17 protein-coding genes and 1 tRNA gene are annotated in these 15224 nt (G+C 43.7%); 8 read left to right on the plus strand and 10 right to left on the minus strand.

Going from position 1 to position 15224, the window contains the following annotated elements; all coding sequences use genetic code 11:
• Positions 1-65: 65 nt before the first annotated feature.
• The 4 genes from DW904_RS12925 (at position 66) to DW904_RS12940 (ending at position 2617) form a co-directional block, all read left to right on the plus strand.
• Positions 66-139: transfer RNA gene (locus tag DW904_RS12925), tRNA-Met, on the plus strand.
• Positions 140-326: 187 nt separating this feature from the next.
• Complete coding sequence (locus tag DW904_RS12930; RefSeq protein WP_347562141.1) at positions 327-911, plus strand: hypothetical protein; 585 nt, start codon at positions 327-329, stop codon at positions 909-911.
• A gap of 159 nt (positions 912-1070) precedes the next feature.
• Positions 1071-1415, plus strand: a complete 345-nt coding sequence (locus tag DW904_RS12935) for a hypothetical protein (RefSeq protein ID WP_118581127.1) — start codon at positions 1071-1073, stop codon at positions 1413-1415.
• Positions 1415-2617: a hypothetical protein gene (locus DW904_RS12940; RefSeq protein ID WP_118581130.1), complete on the plus strand. Its 1203-nt coding sequence runs from the start codon at positions 1415-1417 to the stop codon at positions 2615-2617. Before DW904_RS12935 ends, DW904_RS12940 begins: the two co-directional genes overlap by 1 nt.
• An 82-nt stretch (positions 2618-2699) precedes the next feature.
• On the opposite strand, the gene DW904_RS12945 is transcribed toward DW904_RS12940, so the two are convergent.
• The 5 genes from DW904_RS12945 to DW904_RS12965 form a co-directional block, all read right to left on the minus strand.
• Positions 2700-3041 (minus strand): hypothetical protein, encoded by a 342-nt coding sequence (locus DW904_RS12945; protein WP_118581133.1) that lies wholly within the window; start codon positions 3039-3041, stop codon positions 2700-2702.
• Positions 3038-3367 (minus strand): hypothetical protein, encoded by a 330-nt coding sequence (locus tag DW904_RS12950; RefSeq protein WP_118581136.1) that lies wholly within the window; start codon positions 3365-3367, stop codon positions 3038-3040. Before DW904_RS12950 ends, DW904_RS12945 begins: the two co-directional genes overlap by 4 nt.
• Positions 3364-3846, minus strand: a complete 483-nt coding sequence (locus DW904_RS12955; RefSeq protein WP_118581139.1) for a hypothetical protein — start codon at positions 3844-3846, stop codon at positions 3364-3366. Before DW904_RS12955 ends, DW904_RS12950 begins: the two co-directional genes overlap by 4 nt.
• Entirely contained in the window at positions 3839-4348 is a 510-nt protein-coding gene (locus tag DW904_RS12960; RefSeq protein WP_118581320.1) for a sigma-70 family RNA polymerase sigma factor, read from the minus strand. The genes DW904_RS12955 and DW904_RS12960 overlap by 8 nt, the downstream gene beginning before the upstream one ends.
• A 263-nt stretch (positions 4349-4611) precedes the next feature.
• Positions 4612-8409: a phosphoribosylformylglycinamidine synthase gene (locus DW904_RS12965; RefSeq protein ID WP_118581142.1), complete on the minus strand. Its 3798-nt coding sequence runs from the start codon at positions 8407-8409 to the stop codon at positions 4612-4614.
• Between the two features lie 411 nt (positions 8410-8820).
• Between DW904_RS12965 and DW904_RS12970 the strand changes: the two genes are divergently transcribed.
• Both DW904_RS12970 and DW904_RS12975 read left to right on the plus strand, forming a co-directional pair.
• The gene (locus DW904_RS12970; protein ID WP_118581145.1) at positions 8821-9732 is read left to right on the plus strand and encodes a LysR family transcriptional regulator; all 912 of its coding nucleotides are present in this window, start codon (positions 8821-8823) and stop codon (positions 9730-9732) included.
• A gap of 77 nt (positions 9733-9809) precedes the next feature.
• Positions 9810-10898, plus strand: coding sequence for a class II aldolase/adducin family protein (locus DW904_RS12975; RefSeq protein WP_118581148.1), 1089 nt, complete (start codon positions 9810-9812; stop codon positions 10896-10898).
• 116 nt (positions 10899-11014) lie between these two features.
• Here DW904_RS12975 and DW904_RS12980 read toward each other — a convergent pair whose 3' ends face one another.
• From DW904_RS12980 to DW904_RS25640, 3 genes are all read right to left on the minus strand, one after another.
• Complete coding sequence (locus tag DW904_RS12980) at positions 11015-11845, minus strand: Mrp/NBP35 family ATP-binding protein (RefSeq protein ID WP_118581151.1); 831 nt, start codon at positions 11843-11845, stop codon at positions 11015-11017.
• Between the two features lie 25 nt (positions 11846-11870).
• Positions 11871-12200, minus strand: a complete 330-nt coding sequence (locus DW904_RS12985; protein WP_118581323.1) for a metal-sensing transcriptional repressor — start codon at positions 12198-12200, stop codon at positions 11871-11873.
• Positions 12201-12361: 161 nt separating this feature from the next.
• Entirely contained in the window at positions 12362-12526 is a 165-nt protein-coding gene (locus DW904_RS25640; protein WP_308768419.1) for a DUF6783 domain-containing protein, read from the minus strand.
• Between DW904_RS25640 and DW904_RS25645 the strand changes: the two genes are divergently transcribed.
• The gene (locus DW904_RS25645) at positions 12467-12610 is read left to right on the plus strand and encodes a DUF6783 domain-containing protein (protein ID WP_325064533.1); all 144 of its coding nucleotides are present in this window, start codon (positions 12467-12469) and stop codon (positions 12608-12610) included. The two genes, DW904_RS25640 and DW904_RS25645, sit on opposite strands and share 60 nt — an antisense overlap.
• An 8-nt stretch (positions 12611-12618) precedes the next feature.
• On the opposite strand, the gene DW904_RS12995 is transcribed toward DW904_RS25645, so the two are convergent.
• Positions 12619-12846 carry a hypothetical protein gene (locus DW904_RS12995; protein ID WP_118581326.1) on the minus strand — a complete coding sequence of 76 codons (228 nt, stop codon included), beginning with the start codon at positions 12844-12846 and terminating at the stop codon, positions 12619-12621.
• Between the two features lie 240 nt (positions 12847-13086).
• Between DW904_RS12995 and DW904_RS13000 the strand changes: the two genes are divergently transcribed.
• Entirely contained in the window at positions 13087-13659 is a 573-nt protein-coding gene (locus DW904_RS13000; protein ID WP_118581157.1) for a xanthine phosphoribosyltransferase, read from the plus strand.
• 83 nt (positions 13660-13742) lie between these two features.
• Here DW904_RS13000 and DW904_RS13005 read toward each other — a convergent pair whose 3' ends face one another.
• The gene (locus DW904_RS13005; protein ID WP_118581160.1) at positions 13743-15209 is read right to left on the minus strand and encodes a sugar-binding protein; all 1467 of its coding nucleotides are present in this window, start codon (positions 15207-15209) and stop codon (positions 13743-13745) included.
• Positions 15210-15224: the final 15 nt, after the last annotated feature.

Here is a 15224-nt window from a genome sequence, read left to right on the forward strand (position 1 = left end):
CTCGCTACTTTGCTGATAGTCTTTTATACGCACAGACTTTTCAGCAAAAGTTTTTAATTGAATATGGCGAGATAGCTCAGTTGGCTAGAGCACGCGGTTCATACCCGCGGTGTCGAGGGTTCGAATCCCCCTCTCGCTATTATAGATGTTGCAGATTGCAGCATCTATTTTTTTTATCTATCAGCGAAGCGGACCTGGAATGTCCGCTTCGCTACTTGCTCATGAACGCAGTCGCTTCGCGATCTGTCAGTGGGAGTTTTCAAGTCAAACGCCATAAAACTTGGCATGTATTTTTTCCAGTTAATAATTTTTAAAGGAGTAACTGCATGAATATTGATCCATCCATCCGTAAACTTCTTGATAATGAAACTACCATCCACGAAGCTCAGATCCGCGCTTTGTTCCAGACTCTTGACCGCAAATTTGGTCTTCGGGGGGCTTCTGTACCTATCCGCTTTGGTTACGATGAAGCTGTACTTGGCTCTTATACCCCGGCTTCTGCCCACGAAAAAGAAAGCTTCTATTTTTCCCTTCTGTTTATTGGTTATGCCGTAAAGAAGCCTCTTTCCAAAGAGGATCGCCTGGATCTTTATAAGCACGAATACGCCCATTATATGCAATACAATATGAAAATCCCGGCGCAGTATAACTGGCAGGCAGGAAAGCATGGAAGTGCCTGGAAATACTGCTGCTCTCTTGTGGGCGCAGCACCTACGCCTTATTACAGGATCGGAGAAAGCCTTCTGAAGCACGATTATGACAAAGCTCTGAAAAACCCTATTCACGACAAGACAGTTCCCATCCGGGACACCTACCGCCGTGAACAGGCCTACAAAAGCGCCAAACATAGCGAAATAAAATTCCAGGTAAACGATGTGGTAACTCATCCAAATTTGGGGAAGGTACTGTAGAGGAAATCGTACAACTGTCCAATTCCGTCAGACTGCATATCCGGTTTGCAGATGATGAGGTAAAAAAGATTGACCAGAAATGGCTGCTACGGTCTGGTCATAAATAGTTATATTTTTACAAAACCCAATAAACTTATCATATAAAAGGAGTAAAAAGCCATGAAAAAAAATCATCATCTACATCGGCAGATTCACCTCTGCCTCATCATTTTACTGCTTCTGTTTTGCAGTTCAAGCCAGGTATTTGCCGCAGCAAGGGTAAATGTGAAAAATACCAGGATTAAATTATCAGCCACAAAGCTTACTTATAATAAAAAGGTACAGCGTCCAAAAGTAAGAGTAACTTATAAAGGAAAAGTCTTGAAGGAAAAGAAAAACTATATTGTAAAGTACTCTAAAGGCTGCAAAAAAGTAGGAACTTACACGGTTCAGATTATTGGAAAAGGCACTTATACCGGCACTGCTAAAAAACAGTTTGTTATTTTACCGCCGAAAGCCAGATAATGAATATCTATGCAAAAACAGCAGCTGCAACTGTAGTAGTAAAAAGACAAACCTCCCAGACCAGTGGTTACCAGCTGCGCTATGCCACTAATTCAAAACTAAAAAATGCAAAAACTATAACAATCAAAGGTAACAAAAACAACACAATTTTTCTCAATGGCCTCCGTGCCGGGACTACATATTATATGCAAACCCGCACTTACATGACCGTTAAAGGAAAAAAATACTATTCCAAATGGTCTTCTACAGGCCATTGCACAACAAACAGAGAGACAAACAGTACCCACCAAAGTGCAACCCCTACACCTACACCAACGCCTACATCCACACCGGTTCCTACACCCACACCGATTCCCAAAGCTGATCTGCCTGCACACGACCAAAAAGAAAATGCACCAGCTAAATATACATATGAAATTTACGGTCTGGACAAACAGAAGGCAGATATTTACACCGATTGTCTCAAACCTCTTTTTATAAAGACAGACAATCCGGATCCGAACTCTTTTTCCTTGATTTTTAATGGAAATGACTCGCGGACCAGCGCATACAGAAGTGGTTCATCTCGTTTCTTTGATGATATTCCTTTAGAAAACAATGACTCAGAAACTACTTCATTAGAGAAAGTAAAAGGCGGTTATATCAAATACGTGAAATTTTTCGAAGCAGGAACCTACACTGTAGAATTCAGGGAATATTCATTATCAGGTTATACGGTTGCAAATACAGTGACATTAAATGTTCTGGATTATGATCAGGCAGAAAACGCATGGCTGATTGACATTATTAACAAAACTACAACTGCTGATATGACTCCTTTTGAAAAGATGGACGCTATAAGTGCCTACCTCAGAGAACCAGGCCGCTTTAAATATTTAACCAGATATAACGATCATACAGTCGATCTGGCAGCAGATCCCAATGAGCCATTTTTTGTAACTTACCGTTGGAACTCTAGCACATCACCGTCAGTTCTCGGTGAGTTCGCTGAATTAGTCGGTGGATTTGATGATATTCATTATTGCTTTGGTGATTATCCGGTTGGCTCTCCATCATGGTCCATATGGCATTATGTGGTAAAGCTTACTATAGGAAATGAGACGCGAAACTACGCCGTTTGCCCAATGGGCTCAACCGGCAACATTGAAGAAATCAAAATGATTGATTTTTCCGATCTGAGCAATATGCGAAAGTTCGGATAATCTTAATTTAACAAATCAAATAAGTCCCCATCCCACTGTTTTAATTGCAAAAAACAGTGAATGGGGACTTTTTTCGATTATTCTATTTCTTAAGCTTCATTTTTACCGGCTCATACGTGGTATTCGTTTCATAGTCATATCCCCGTATTCCGATTTCGTCGGCAAGGTCCGTTTTCTGATAGCTTCTCTGGAAGGTGGCTTCTTTTCCAACCTCTGCCACCTCTGAACCACCGCCAAGGTCGGAAAGCTGCCACAGATTTCCATTCAGATCCATTACGTCAAGGGAAATACTGTCGCACTCTTCTAAGAAGATGCAATGGATTGTGACGTAATCGCCCACTTCTGTTTCTTCTATATCTGCGGACAGGATCTTTACTTTTCCAGCTGCAGTTATCCCTTCACCATCCACAGGCACATAGGTCATACTTTTCCCCTGGCTCTTATCTTCAGCTGGAAAGTAATATTTGTACGCATCACATCATCAACGCACTTAGCATCCGGAAGCGTGGCAGTTCCGATGCAGGAAATGGTAAGATTCTTACTCTCATTTGTCTTTACCGCGGAAGAATAGAAATCTACTACATCATCTTCCAGATTTCGATAATCTCCCACTGCTGTTTCAATGCCAAGATCTGAATCAAAATCAAAGCTGGCTCCAACCTTTACGATGATCAGCCCTTTTTCTGCGGCATATTCTCCTATTGTCTTGTCACTTTCAATTCCAAGATTTCTTACAGGATCCTCATTCATGGTGTCTTGTCCTGCCAGAAGATATTTGCCTCTTTCTTTCGCTGTGACTTCCACCACCACCTGGACACTGTTCTTATCACATAGGCTTCCTTCACGGTGTAAGTGAGAATGGAATCGCCATCTTCCTGCTGCACCGGATCTTTTTCAATCAGCCCCTTGGCTTCTTCCGGCATCTTATTTCCAACTTCCTGAAAAAAACCGGAAATTCCTATATACTTCTCTGCTGCAAAAACAGTGGCACCAAATGCCATCACTGCCGCAAATGTCAGGATTAAACTGCGCTTCCAGTTTTTCCGTGTACCAATTTTTCCCATTCTGTCAGTGCCATTTATTACTTTTCCCGTTTTTTCTTCTTTCTGATACCCTCTATCGGACTCTGCCGAATTCTCTATCATTTCCAATGTCTCATCTACACGCCTGCGCACACATTCCGGCACTTCTGTTTCTTCTGAAAAAACATCAAACAATTTATCATCCATGAATATATCCTCCTTCATACTCTGCACGAAGCTGTTTTCTGGCTCTGGAGAGCCTTGTAAGCACTGTATTCTGGCTGATTTCCAGAAGAGCGGCAATTTCCTTTACACTAAGGGATTTGCTGTAATACAAAAGCATCACCACCTGGTACTTCTCTTCCAGGGATGCCAGGATTTCCTTCCACTCACAATCTACATAGCCTGATTCCTCGAAGATTCCCTCTTCCATTTCCATCGTAGGAAAAACACGGCCTTTATGCCGAAGCATTTCATTGCAGTTATTGATCAAAATCCGAATCATCCAGGTTTTGAAGTAAGAATCCTTTTTTAAAGTGGAAAGCTTCTCATAACACTTTAAAATCGTTTCCTGTATGGCATCTGCCACATCTTCGTCATTCTTCAGATAGGCCCAGGCTACTTTATACATGCTCTGGGTATTCATCCGGATGAGCTGTGCAAATGCACCGGAATCTCCGGATTTTGCCTTTTTCACCAAATTCTCCATAAGGTTTTTCGCTCCTTTTTGTGTTCTGCAGTACACGAAATCAATTGCTGTATTTCCTTTTACATACATTAGATGGAAATAGCCGGGAAAATATTTCATTAAAATCATTAAATATAGCGCAAGAACTATATTGATGGCAATGCATCTGCGGCGACGAAAATCAAAGTAATGAAGATACAAAAAATATCCTGGATAAGTTACAATGCGGAAAAAGCTTTGTACTTACCAGGATATTTCTTTTTTAACGTTTTATTTGCAACGTTTTATTTGAAGTACTCAACACCGGACTCAAAGATCTGAATATCCTGCTGTCCATAGATGTTGATTGCAACGCCATTGTCGCGGCGCTCGCTGTGTGCCATCTTACCAAGGACACGTCCATCCGGGCTTGTGATACCCTCAATGTTATAGGTAGATCCGTTGATATTGGATTCTTCGGACTGATCCAGCTCTCCGTTTGGATTTACATACTGGGTAGCTACCTGACCGTTTGCAAGGAGCTTAGCAAGCCATTCATCGTTTGCTACGAAGCGTCCCTCACCGTGGGAAGCCGGGTTGCAGTATACACCGCCAAGTGTGGCTTTCTGCAGCCATGGAGACTTGTTGCTTACAACCTTTGTGTAAACCATCTTGGAAATATGACGTCCGATGGTGTTATAGGTCAGTGTAGGAGAATCCTCTTTCTGTCCGCAGATCTCGCCGTATGGAACAAGTCCCAGCTTGATCAGCGCCTGGAATCCATTACAGATACCAAGTGCAAGACCATCTCTCTCATTTAACAGCTTCATAACAGCTTCTTTGATCTTTGCATTCTGGAAGGCAGTTGCAAAGAATTTCGCAGAACCGTCTGGCTCATCACCAGCGGAGAAGCCGCCTGGGAACATGATCATCTGTGCCTGATCAATGGATTTCTCAAATATTTCCACAGAATCACGGATATCCTCTGCACTTAAGTTCTTAAATACCTTAACGTCTACCTCAGCTCCGGCTCTCTCGAATGCCTTTGTACTGTCGTACTCACAGTTTGTTCCTGGGAATACAGGAATGAATACGCGAGGTTTTGCTACTTTATGCTTGCAGACATAAATATTCTTTGTATTATAAATACCATTCTCATAGGTTGCTTCCGGATCTGCTGTCTTTACAGCCATGGCAACTGGTCCATCGTTTTCTTCACCAGAGGTTGTCTTAAAGACCTTCTCCAGAGTGCCTGTCCATGCCTTGTAAGCCTCATCTACTGTGAGCTCAGCATTTCCATATGAGAATTTACCATTATCTGTTACTTCACCGATCACGGTATATGTGATAGAAAGCTGACCAACCTTTTCAGCCGGAACTTCCAGAACCAGATCGCCGAAGCCTGGTGCAAAGAAGTCTCTTGGATCCAGATTATGCTCGATCTTCACGCCCATTGCATTTCCAAATGCCATCTTGCTGACTGCTGCCGCAATACCGTGACGGTCAAGTGCATAAGCGGAAACCACTTTTCCAGCCTGCATATCATTGTGAAGCTTCTCATACTGCTCCATAATGCCTGTATAGTCTGGTAAATCGTACTGATCCTTGGGTGCACGAAGCCATACCAGTTTATTTCCAGCCTTTTTCAGCTCTGGTGTAATCACATCCTGAAGCTTGGCAACATCCACTGCAAAGGAAACCAGTGTTGGCGGAACATCAATGTCATTGAAGGTTCCGGACATACTGTCCTTACCACCGATAGACGGAAGACCGAAGCCCATCTGTGCTGCATAAGCACCAAGAAGTGCTGCAAATGGCTGGCTCCATCTCTTTGGATCCTCTGTCATACGACGGAAGTATTCCTGGAAGGTGAAGCGGATCTTCTTATAATCACCACCTGCTGCCACGATTCTTGCAACAGATTCTGTCACTGCATAAGCAGCTCCGTGATATGGGCTCCAGGAGGATAAGTATGGATCAAAGCCATAGCTCATCATAGTTACAGTATTAGTTGTTCCATTCTGTACAGGTACCTTTGCAACCATTGCCTGAGTCTCTGTAAGCTGATTTTTACCGCCATAAGGCATAAGAACGCTTCCTGCACCAATGGAGCTGTCAAACATCTCTACAAGGCCCTTCTGGGAGCATACATTTAAGTCTGCCAGTGTGGAAAGCCATTTTTCTCTTACATCGGCTACGTCCGGACGCTCTTCAAAAAGGTTGCCCTCTTTATTCGGGATTTCAACTTCTACGGTTGTCTCCTGATGTGCACCGTTGGTATCAAGGAATGCACGGGAAATATTTACAACCTCTTTTCCTCTCCAGGAAAGCACCAGTCTTGGCTCTTTTGTTACAACTGCAACCGGAACTGCCTCCAGGTTCTCTTCGTTTGCAAAACCAAGGAATTTCTCTACGTCTTCCGGAGCAACAACAACTGCCATACGCTCCTGGGACTCGGAAATTGCGATCTCAGTACCGTCAAGACCTGCATATTTTTTCGGAACTTTGTCAAGGTCGATCTGAAGACCAGGTGCCAGCTCTCCGATTGCTACGGATACACCGCCTGCACCGAAGTCGTTACATTTCTTAATGATATAGCTGACTTCCTCACGACGGAACATACGCTGGATCTTACGCTCTGTAGGTGCATTTCCTTTCTGTACCTCAGCGCCGCAGACCTCGATAGAAGCCTCTGTATGTACCTTGGAGGAACCGGTAGCACCACCGATGCCGTCACGTCCGGTACGTCCGCCAAGAAGGATGATGATATCTCCCGGATCAGAGTTCTCACGGATAACTGCACGTCTTGGAGCAGCACCCATAACTGCACCGATCTCCATACGTTTTGCAACGTAATTCGGATGATAGATTTCTTTTACATAACCGGTAGCAAGACCGATCTGGTTGCCGTAGGAGCTGTAGCCGTGGGCTGCGCCACGAACCAATTTCTTCTGCGGAAGCTTGCCCTTCAGAGTCTCTTTTACAGAAACAGTAGGATCTGCTGCTCCTGTTACACGCATTGCCTGATATACATAAGTACGTCCGGAAAGTGGGTCACGGATTGCACCGCCAAGACAGGTAGCTGCGCCACCAAATGGCTCGATTTCTGTCGGATGGTTGTGTGTCTCATTCTTGAAGTTGATCAGCCATTCCTCTTCTTTTCCATTTACATCAACCGGCACTACAATACTGCAGGCATTGATCTCGTCGGACTCTTCCTGATCCTGAAGCTTGCCTTCGGATTTCAGTTTCTTCATAGCCATAAGGGCAAGATCCATCAGGCAGACGAATTTGTCGTCCCGTCCCTTATAAAGGACTTCTCTGTCGGAAAGATATCTGTTATAGGTATCAACGATAGGAGTTTTATAATCACCTTCGTCAAATTTCACCTGTGTAAGCTCAGTGGAGAATGTGGTATGACGGCAATGATCAGACCAGTATGTATCCAGAACACGGATCTCGGTCATGGATGGATCACGTTTCTCCTCGTTCTTAAAATAGTTCTGAATATGAAGGAAATCCTTAAATGTCATAGCAAGGTTCAGGGAACTGTAAAGCTCTTTTAATGGTGCTTCCTCCATATCACGGAAGCCATCAAAGATCTTAACATCTTCCGGATCCTTGAACTCTGTAACCAGTGTCTCCGGCTTCTGAAGGCCTGTCTCACGGGAATCTACAGGGTTAATGCAGTGATTCTTGATTGCCTCGAATTCTTCCTCTGTAATGTCACCTTCGATCACATAAGTAGTTGCTGAACGGATAATTGGCTGTGCATTTTCGTCCAGGAACTGTACGCACTGTACAGCGGAATCTGCTCTCTGGTCAAACTGGCCAGGAAGGAATTCTACAGAAAAAATATGTGCGCCATCTGCTGCCTCGAATTTCTCCAGGTAAAGATCATCTACCGGAGGCTCGGCAAATACGGTATGGCATGCTTTCTCAAATACATCATCAGAAATATTCTCTACGTCATAGCGGATCAGTTCCCGCACGTTTGTTACAGTCTGAATACCCAGATAAGAGCTGATCTCATGCTTCAGTTCTTTGGCTTTTACGGCAAAGGATGGTTTCTTTTCTACGTATACTCGTCTTACGTTACTCATTGGAAAACTCCTTTCGTGAATGTGAAATCATAGTGTGGTGTGCTTTTTCATTTTGAAAAAATTGGATGACTGCGCAAAACTGCAGCCATTCTTGCACATTTTCGTTTATTATAGTATCATAGGTTTTGTCATAAGTAAAATTAATATATCTTATATTTTTTATTACTATTACTTCTATATGTAAATAAACATGGCTCATCAGTCATAGCAGAGTTTGAGTTACTGTTCACTGACAATATTCCGCGAGGTGTTTTTTGTGAACAAAGTTCACAGAAAACCCGAGAATTAAGTTTGCGCAGCAAACGCTACTTCTTGTGCTTGTCACAAGAAGGTTCGTCTTTCTGTGCATCGCGAAGCGTGTTACTGGTCACGGAGTGGACAGTAACGAATTTGATTTTGGAGGATTTATATATGGATATCAATCTTGAATTATACAAATGCTTTTACTACGTTGCCACCACCTTAAGCTTCTCTGAAGCCTCCCGCCAGCTGTTCATTTCCCAGTCTGCAGTAAGCCAGGGAATCAAGACTCTGGAAAAAAAACTGGGACGGGAACTGTTTTTCCGAAGCACCAAGAAGGTTTCCCTTACCCCTGAGGGAGAAATACTTTTCCAGCATGTCAAACCGGCCCTGGAAATGCTTTCCCAGGGGGAGGCACAGCTTCTTGAGGAAGACAGACTTCAGGGGCAGCTGCGGATCGGGGCAAGCGATACCATCTGCCGGTACTTTCTGATTGACTATCTGAAGCGCTTTCATCAGGATTATCCGGGAGTGCGGATCAAGGTCACCAACAGCACCTCCATGGGCTGCGTGGAACTTCTGGAAAACCGGCAGGTGGACCTGATCGTAAGCAATCTTCCCAATTCCCGGCTTACCGCACACACACAAGTACAGGTGGTAAAAGAATTTCGGGATATTTTTGTTGCCAATCCGGACTTCTTTCCACTTGAAGGAAAAGCCCTGGAAATAAAGAAGCTGATGGAATATCCTCTTCTCACCCTTTCGTCCAAAAGCACAACAAGTGAATATCTTCATCAGTTTTTTGCATCCCACAGACAGAATCTGATTCCGGAGGTTGAGCTTAACAGCAATGATCTGCTTATTGATCTGGCACGCATTGGTCTTGGAATTGCCTGTGTTCCGGATTACATGCTGGCTTCTTTACGGGGACAGGAAACCTCTCTGATAGAGGTCAGCCTGAAACAGCAGCTTCCGCCCAGACAATTAGCCCTTGTATATCACGAAAGCCTTCCCTTATCCCAGGCTGCCCAGAAATTTTTTGACTATTTTTCATCAAAAAGCACAAAAACTACTTCTTTTTAGCATATTTTGATAGCCAAATATTACCATATCATGTACAATGTAGATGTATGAAAAAACAATGGGAGGTATTAAATTTTATGGATCTTTCAACTTTGGTAAAAATGTCAAACACTTACGGAAGCAATCCTGCTTACGTTCTTGCAGGCGGTGGAAATACTTCTGTCAAAGATGAAACCACACTGTATGTAAAGGGCTCCGGTACACAGCTTGCCACCATTAAGGCAGAGGAATTCGTTGAGATGAGCCGCGCCCGTCTCAATGAGATCATGAAAACAGAATATCCGGGAAATGACACTGAGCGTGAAGCTGCCTATCTTGCAGATGTAATGGCTGCAGTGACCGATGCAGATAAGACCAAGCGTCCAAGCGTGGAAGCATTACTTCACAATTTATTTGCATATACCTATGTACTGCATGTTCATCCTACTCTTGTAAATGGTCTGACATGCGGCAATGGCGCAAAGGCACTTTCCGAGCAGCTCCTTGGTAAAGAGGTTCTCTGGATCGACATCTGTAAACCAGGATACACACTTGCACGTATCTGTTATGAGAAAATGAACGCTTATAAAGAAGAATTTGGAAAAGATGTTCAGGTTCTTCTGCTTCAGAATCACGGTATTTTCGTAGCTGCAAATACCGTAGAAGAGATTGGTGTTTTATTTGATGGCGTGATCTCCACCCTTGAAAAACAGGTAAAACGAACAGCTGACGTCAGTGATGCTGTTACCCCTGAAAAAGAGGCTGCTGCACAGAAGCTTTCCCAGCTGCTCGGACATGCTGTAGAGGTTGTACCGGCTGCTGAAGCAGATAATTTTGTAAAAAATATAGAAGCTGCCGCACCGCTTCTGAAACCATTCACCCCTGATCACATAGTATATTGCGGTCCATATCCTTTATTTGTTGAAAACATTGATCAGGCAAAAGAAGCACTGGATGCATTTATGGCTGAAAATGATAAAGAACCAAGACTGATCCTGGTTCAGGGCGTTGGTGCATTTATTATGGAAGATGACAAGGGGAAAGCTGCCAAGGCTCAGCTTCTTGCTAAGGATGCCATCAAGCTTGCTGTCTATGCAGAAAGCTTCGGCGGTCCGCTTCAGATGACAGATGAGATCACTTATTTCATTACCCATTGGGAAGCAGAGGCTTACCGCAGTAAGAAATAAAGAAAAGAAAAAGATTCTGGTAAAAACAGGATGTTACAATCTTGTTTTTACACAGAATCTTTTTTTGCAAAATGTTCGCCACAATTTGTGTGTTTTTCTATAGTGCTCCCAGCCTCTTACTGTGGCAGAACTCCATCTGCTGCTTCAATATACGGATTATCGATCTCATCAAAGGCGCCCTCGTCAACCTTGGCTGCATAGGCCGGGTCGATTGGCATTTTGCCAAGAACCGGAACATTCAGGGATGCGGCAATCTCGTCAATGTGGCTTTCGCCAAATACTTTCAGTTCTTTGCCGCAGTCTGGACATTTCACATAGCTGTAGTTCTCTACAAGGCCCAGAACCGGCACCTTCATCATTCCAGCCATATTGTATGCCTTCTTCACGATCATGCTTACAAGATCCTGTGGAGAGGTTACGATCACGATTCCCTGAATCGGAAGGGACTGGAATACAGTCAGCGGAACGTCTCCTGTTCCTGGTGGCATATCTACGAACAGGTAATCTACATCACCCCAGATAACATCTGTCCAGAACTGTTTTACCATGTTGCCAAGAATCGGTCCCCGCCAGATTACCGGAGTGTCCTCAGTTGGAAGAAGCAGGTTAATGGACATAACCTTGATTCCGTTTTTGGTCTCCATAGGGAAAATACCGCTGTCGTTTGCCTGGGCAGCACCTTTCAGGCCGTACATTTTCGGAATGGATGGTCCGGTAATGTCTGCGTCAAGGATTCCTACTTTATAGCCTTTCTTTGCCATTCTGTTTGCAAGAGATGCTGTCACGAAGGATTTTCCAACGCCGCCTTTACCACTTACAATACCGATTACATGCTTTACATTTGACATTGCATTCATTGCTGCCTGCATGCTCTGCGGATTTTTCTTGCTGGCACAGCCTTCACAGCTTGATTTGTCGCAAGTCTTGCTGTCACATTCTTTTGCCATTTTTATCTATCTCCTTTTTCCTTATTTATTTCATAAACCTGTCAATTGCACGTTCCAGTTCCTTGATGGCGTCCTTGTCTCCATGCTCTACCGCATCCACAATACAGTGTTCAATGTGATCCTGTAAAATAATCTTGCCTGTATTATTAATAGCAGATTTCACTGCGGAAAGCTGGATCAGCACTTCGCTGCAGTCCCGGCCGTCTTCCACCATACGTTTGATGGATTCCAGGTGCCCGATTGCACGGGAAAGCCGGTTCAGTACAGCCTTGGTCTGTGCATGACTGTGGTGATGTCCGTGTTCTCCATGGGAATGCATGACAGTGGTGCCATCTTCCAGAACATGGGTATGCATATGCTCTTCCTCGCCTTCATGCAGGTGGTTCTCTAACTGTTCTTCTATCATGTCATCCTCCTGTTTTTCCAACCATTTCGCATATCCAACAGTGTTCTGTGGATGGTTTCTGACTGGTGTAATTCTTTTGAAGCACGTCCGTTTATTATAACATACTTCCCTTAAATATGCACTATTTCTGATGATTGTATTAAAAAATATGCCTTAGAGCCTGTTTGAAAAATCATTCCCGCAATCTGCACGCCCCACTTTGCGGTATATTTTGTCTGAATTCGGTTGCCGTAGCCCGCTACGGCGCCCTCATCCGGACAAAATCTCCCACAAATTGTGACGCACATCTTGCGGAAAGCCTTTTTCAAACATGCTCTAAGGTCGTTGTTGTAAGCAGTAGCTTAAAATCCGCTTCGTGACCTGCAGCTTATATTTCCGTAAAGGAACATCTCTGTTTGATCTGGGAGGTCTGGATGTCAAATATGATGGTGCCATCTTCCAGAACCGTCTTCTCATAGGTTACTTCTTTTCCCTTAAATTTATTCTTCACATATTCCTCAGGATCTTCAATTTCCACCTCGTCCACAAATACATCCCTCATCTGGTTCCTTGGACATTTATTGAAAATTTCCCAGATTACTTCATACTCTTTCATATTCTCACCTGCTCTTTTTTGTAAAACTATCTGCTCCTTTGTCATCTCCCGCATTTGCGTTACTGTTTCCCCGGCTGACTGCAGATGTTTTTCACAATAAAGCTAATCCTTTTTCCATAAATTAATTTCATTATAGATATTTTGTACTTTTTTGTCAAAAATAATTGAACTTCTTCAGAGAATGTCGTATCATAGAAATACTAAAATCGAAACGACATGAAGCGAAAAGGAGATATAGCCATGCAGCTTTTAAAAGAACGTATTCTGAAAGATGGCGTTGTGAAACCAGGCAATATATTAAAGGTAGACAGTTTCCTGAACCACCAGATGGACATTGACCTGATCAATGAGATTGGTAAGGAGTTTAAGGCGCGTTTCTCAGACTGCCCCATCACCAAGATCCTCACTATTGAAGCTTCCGGTATTGGCATTGCCTGTATTGCAGCACAGTATTTTCATGTTCCTGTAGTATTTGCCAAGAAATCCCAGAGTGTAAACCTGGACGGCGAGATGTACTGCACCAAGATTGAATCCTTTACCCATAAGAAAGTTTATGATGTTATTATTTCCAAGAAGTTCCTTAGTCCAGAGGATCACGTACTTCTTATTGATGATTTCCTTGCAAATGGCTGTGCTCTTCTCGGACTGATCGATATTGTAAAGAAATCCGGAGCTACTCTTGAAGGTGCCGGAATCGTAATTGAGAAGGGCTTCCAGCACGGCGGACAGCAGATCCGCGATATGGGTGTCCGTCTGGAATCTCTGGCTATCATTGATTCCATGACAGATGATTCCCTGACCTTCCGCGATTAATTTTTAAGAGCAAAAATACCAGTAATCACCAAACGATTACTGGTATTTTCATTTTACTTACGTATTTTCATTTTACTTCCGTTTTATGCTTTTCCACTACTCTGCAGCTTGCTATTGCTCTCCTGGTTTTCTCCATCCTTTACAGCCGGAACTTCTTCTGTGCTCACTTCAGGCTCATCCTTTGGAATTACCTGGCTCTTTTTCTCAGGCTCACCACCTTCCGGTGTAAGACTCGCCTCCGGCGTCACTGTCACTTCCGGTGTCGGACTTACTTCCTCGGGAACAGGCATAGGAGAGGCTTCCGGCGCGATCATTTCTGCCAGATAGAATCCATTATCCACAAGAATCTGATAATTATCCTTATCGATCAGCTTTCCATCACAGGTAACCGTTCCAATGATCTTCACACCATTATCATACTGGGAATAATTATTGATATCAACGTCATCCCCATTCAGGTAGGTTTCCACCAGCTTCGTCAGGGCTTCTGCCAGATCCCGGCGATCCAACATGACTGTAAAACCGATTTTTTCTTCTGCCACACTTTTAACAGCATCTGCATCTGCATTTACACCTGTGATCAGAGGCCAGTTCTCATCACCAGGCTGGAGCTGCTCTTTTTCCAGAAGCTCCAGAGCTGCCAGAGCAAAATCATCAGAAGCAGTGCAGATAATATCCGGAGTTTTCTCCAGAGAATAAAATTCGTCTATCTCGGATTTCAGCTGCTTCTTCGCAGTATCTGTATTCTGATCCATAATGCTGGTTTCATCAAAAGTCACACGGCCGGAACGACAGATCAGGGTACCATCGTCAATATACTCCTGCAGCACCTCCATTATCCCGTTAAACAGGAATAACGAAGCGTCATCATCCGGAGAGCCCATAAGAAACTCTATGGTACGGGCACCTCTGTCTTCCCGGACTTTATCCAGTTCTTCTTTCTCTACAATATTTTTGGCAATCTCTTTTCCAATCGCCCGCATATTAAAAGTGACAAAGTATTTCACGTTTGGCGTATCCATGATCAGATTGTCATAGTCAATCACCGGAATTGAGAGCTCAGAAACCTCTTCCAGTACATCTGTAAGACCATATGGATCAACAGGTGAAATTACCAGTGCTTTCAGTTTCTCATCCTGAAGAAGCTCCCTGATCTGTTCTGCCTGGGTGTCAGAATCGTCCCCGGCAAAATACATAGCAGCTTCATAACCTGCCTCTTCCAGACGTGATTTCAGTTCTGTACGCTCCAGACTGCTGTTGATATCCTCTCCCTCTTCCGGAAGCAGAACCCCCACCTTATCAAGATTTTCCTCCGGGGCTTCAGTTGTCTCACTTTCTTCTGAATTTTCATCACTTTTATCACTGTCCTGTTTATCGGACTTTCTATTCGTATCCTTTTTGCTGTCAGCGTCCTTCGTGTCTCCAGTGCCCTCATTTTCGTCCTCAACGCTCTCTTTTACAGCCTCGGTGGCTTCATTTTTACCACAGCCTGTGAGAAAAGCACTGCACACCAGAAGTCCGGTAAGAAGTCCTGCAATTTGCTTTTTCATAAAAATTCCTTTCTA

Origin of the sequence: Ruminococcus sp. AM42-11 (assembly GCF_003480145.1) — a bacterium.
Taxonomy (GTDB): Bacteria; Bacillota; Clostridia; order Lachnospirales; family Lachnospiraceae; genus Blautia_A; species Blautia_A faecis.

Excerpts from the sequence above, each read along its gene's own strand:
- DW904_RS12940 (WP_118581130.1), top strand. The coding sequence starts at position 1,415 with ATGAATATCTATGCAAAAACAGCAGCTGCAACTGTAGTAGTAAAAAGA.
- DW904_RS12930 (WP_347562141.1), top strand. The coding sequence starts at position 327 with ATGAATATTGATCCATCCATCCGTAAACTTCTTGATAATGAAACTACC.
- DW904_RS12945 (WP_118581133.1), bottom strand. The coding sequence starts at position 3,041 with ATGACCTATGTGCCTGTGGATGGTGAAGGGATAACTGCAGCTGGAAAA.
- DW904_RS12970 (WP_118581145.1), top strand. The coding sequence starts at position 8,821 with ATGGATATCAATCTTGAATTATACAAATGCTTTTACTACGTTGCCACC.
- DW904_RS12975 (WP_118581148.1), top strand. The coding sequence starts at position 9,810 with ATGGATCTTTCAACTTTGGTAAAAATGTCAAACACTTACGGAAGCAAT.
- DW904_RS13005 (WP_118581160.1), bottom strand. The coding sequence starts at position 15,209 with ATGAAAAAGCAAATTGCAGGACTTCTTACCGGACTTCTGGTGTGCAGT.
- DW904_RS12935 (WP_118581127.1), top strand. The coding sequence starts at position 1,071 with ATGAAAAAAAATCATCATCTACATCGGCAGATTCACCTCTGCCTCATC.
- DW904_RS12965 (WP_118581142.1), bottom strand. The coding sequence starts at position 8,409 with ATGAGTAACGTAAGACGAGTATACGTAGAAAAGAAACCATCCTTTGCC.
- DW904_RS12960 (WP_118581320.1), bottom strand. The coding sequence starts at position 4,348 with ATGGAGAATTTGGTGAAAAAGGCAAAATCCGGAGATTCCGGTGCATTT.
- DW904_RS13000 (WP_118581157.1), top strand. The coding sequence starts at position 13,087 with ATGCAGCTTTTAAAAGAACGTATTCTGAAAGATGGCGTTGTGAAACCA.
- DW904_RS12985 (WP_118581323.1), bottom strand. The coding sequence starts at position 12,200 with ATGCATACCCATGTTCTGGAAGATGGCACCACTGTCATGCATTCCCAT.
- DW904_RS12995 (WP_118581326.1), bottom strand. The coding sequence starts at position 12,846 with ATGAAAGAGTATGAAGTAATCTGGGAAATTTTCAATAAATGTCCAAGG.
- DW904_RS12980 (WP_118581151.1), bottom strand. The coding sequence starts at position 11,845 with ATGGCAAAAGAATGTGACAGCAAGACTTGCGACAAATCAAGCTGTGAA.
- DW904_RS12955 (WP_118581139.1), bottom strand. The coding sequence starts at position 3,846 with ATGGATGATAAATTGTTTGATGTTTTTTCAGAAGAAACAGAAGTGCCG.
- DW904_RS12950 (WP_118581136.1), bottom strand. The coding sequence starts at position 3,367 with ATGAATGAGGATCCTGTAAGAAATCTTGGAATTGAAAGTGACAAGACA.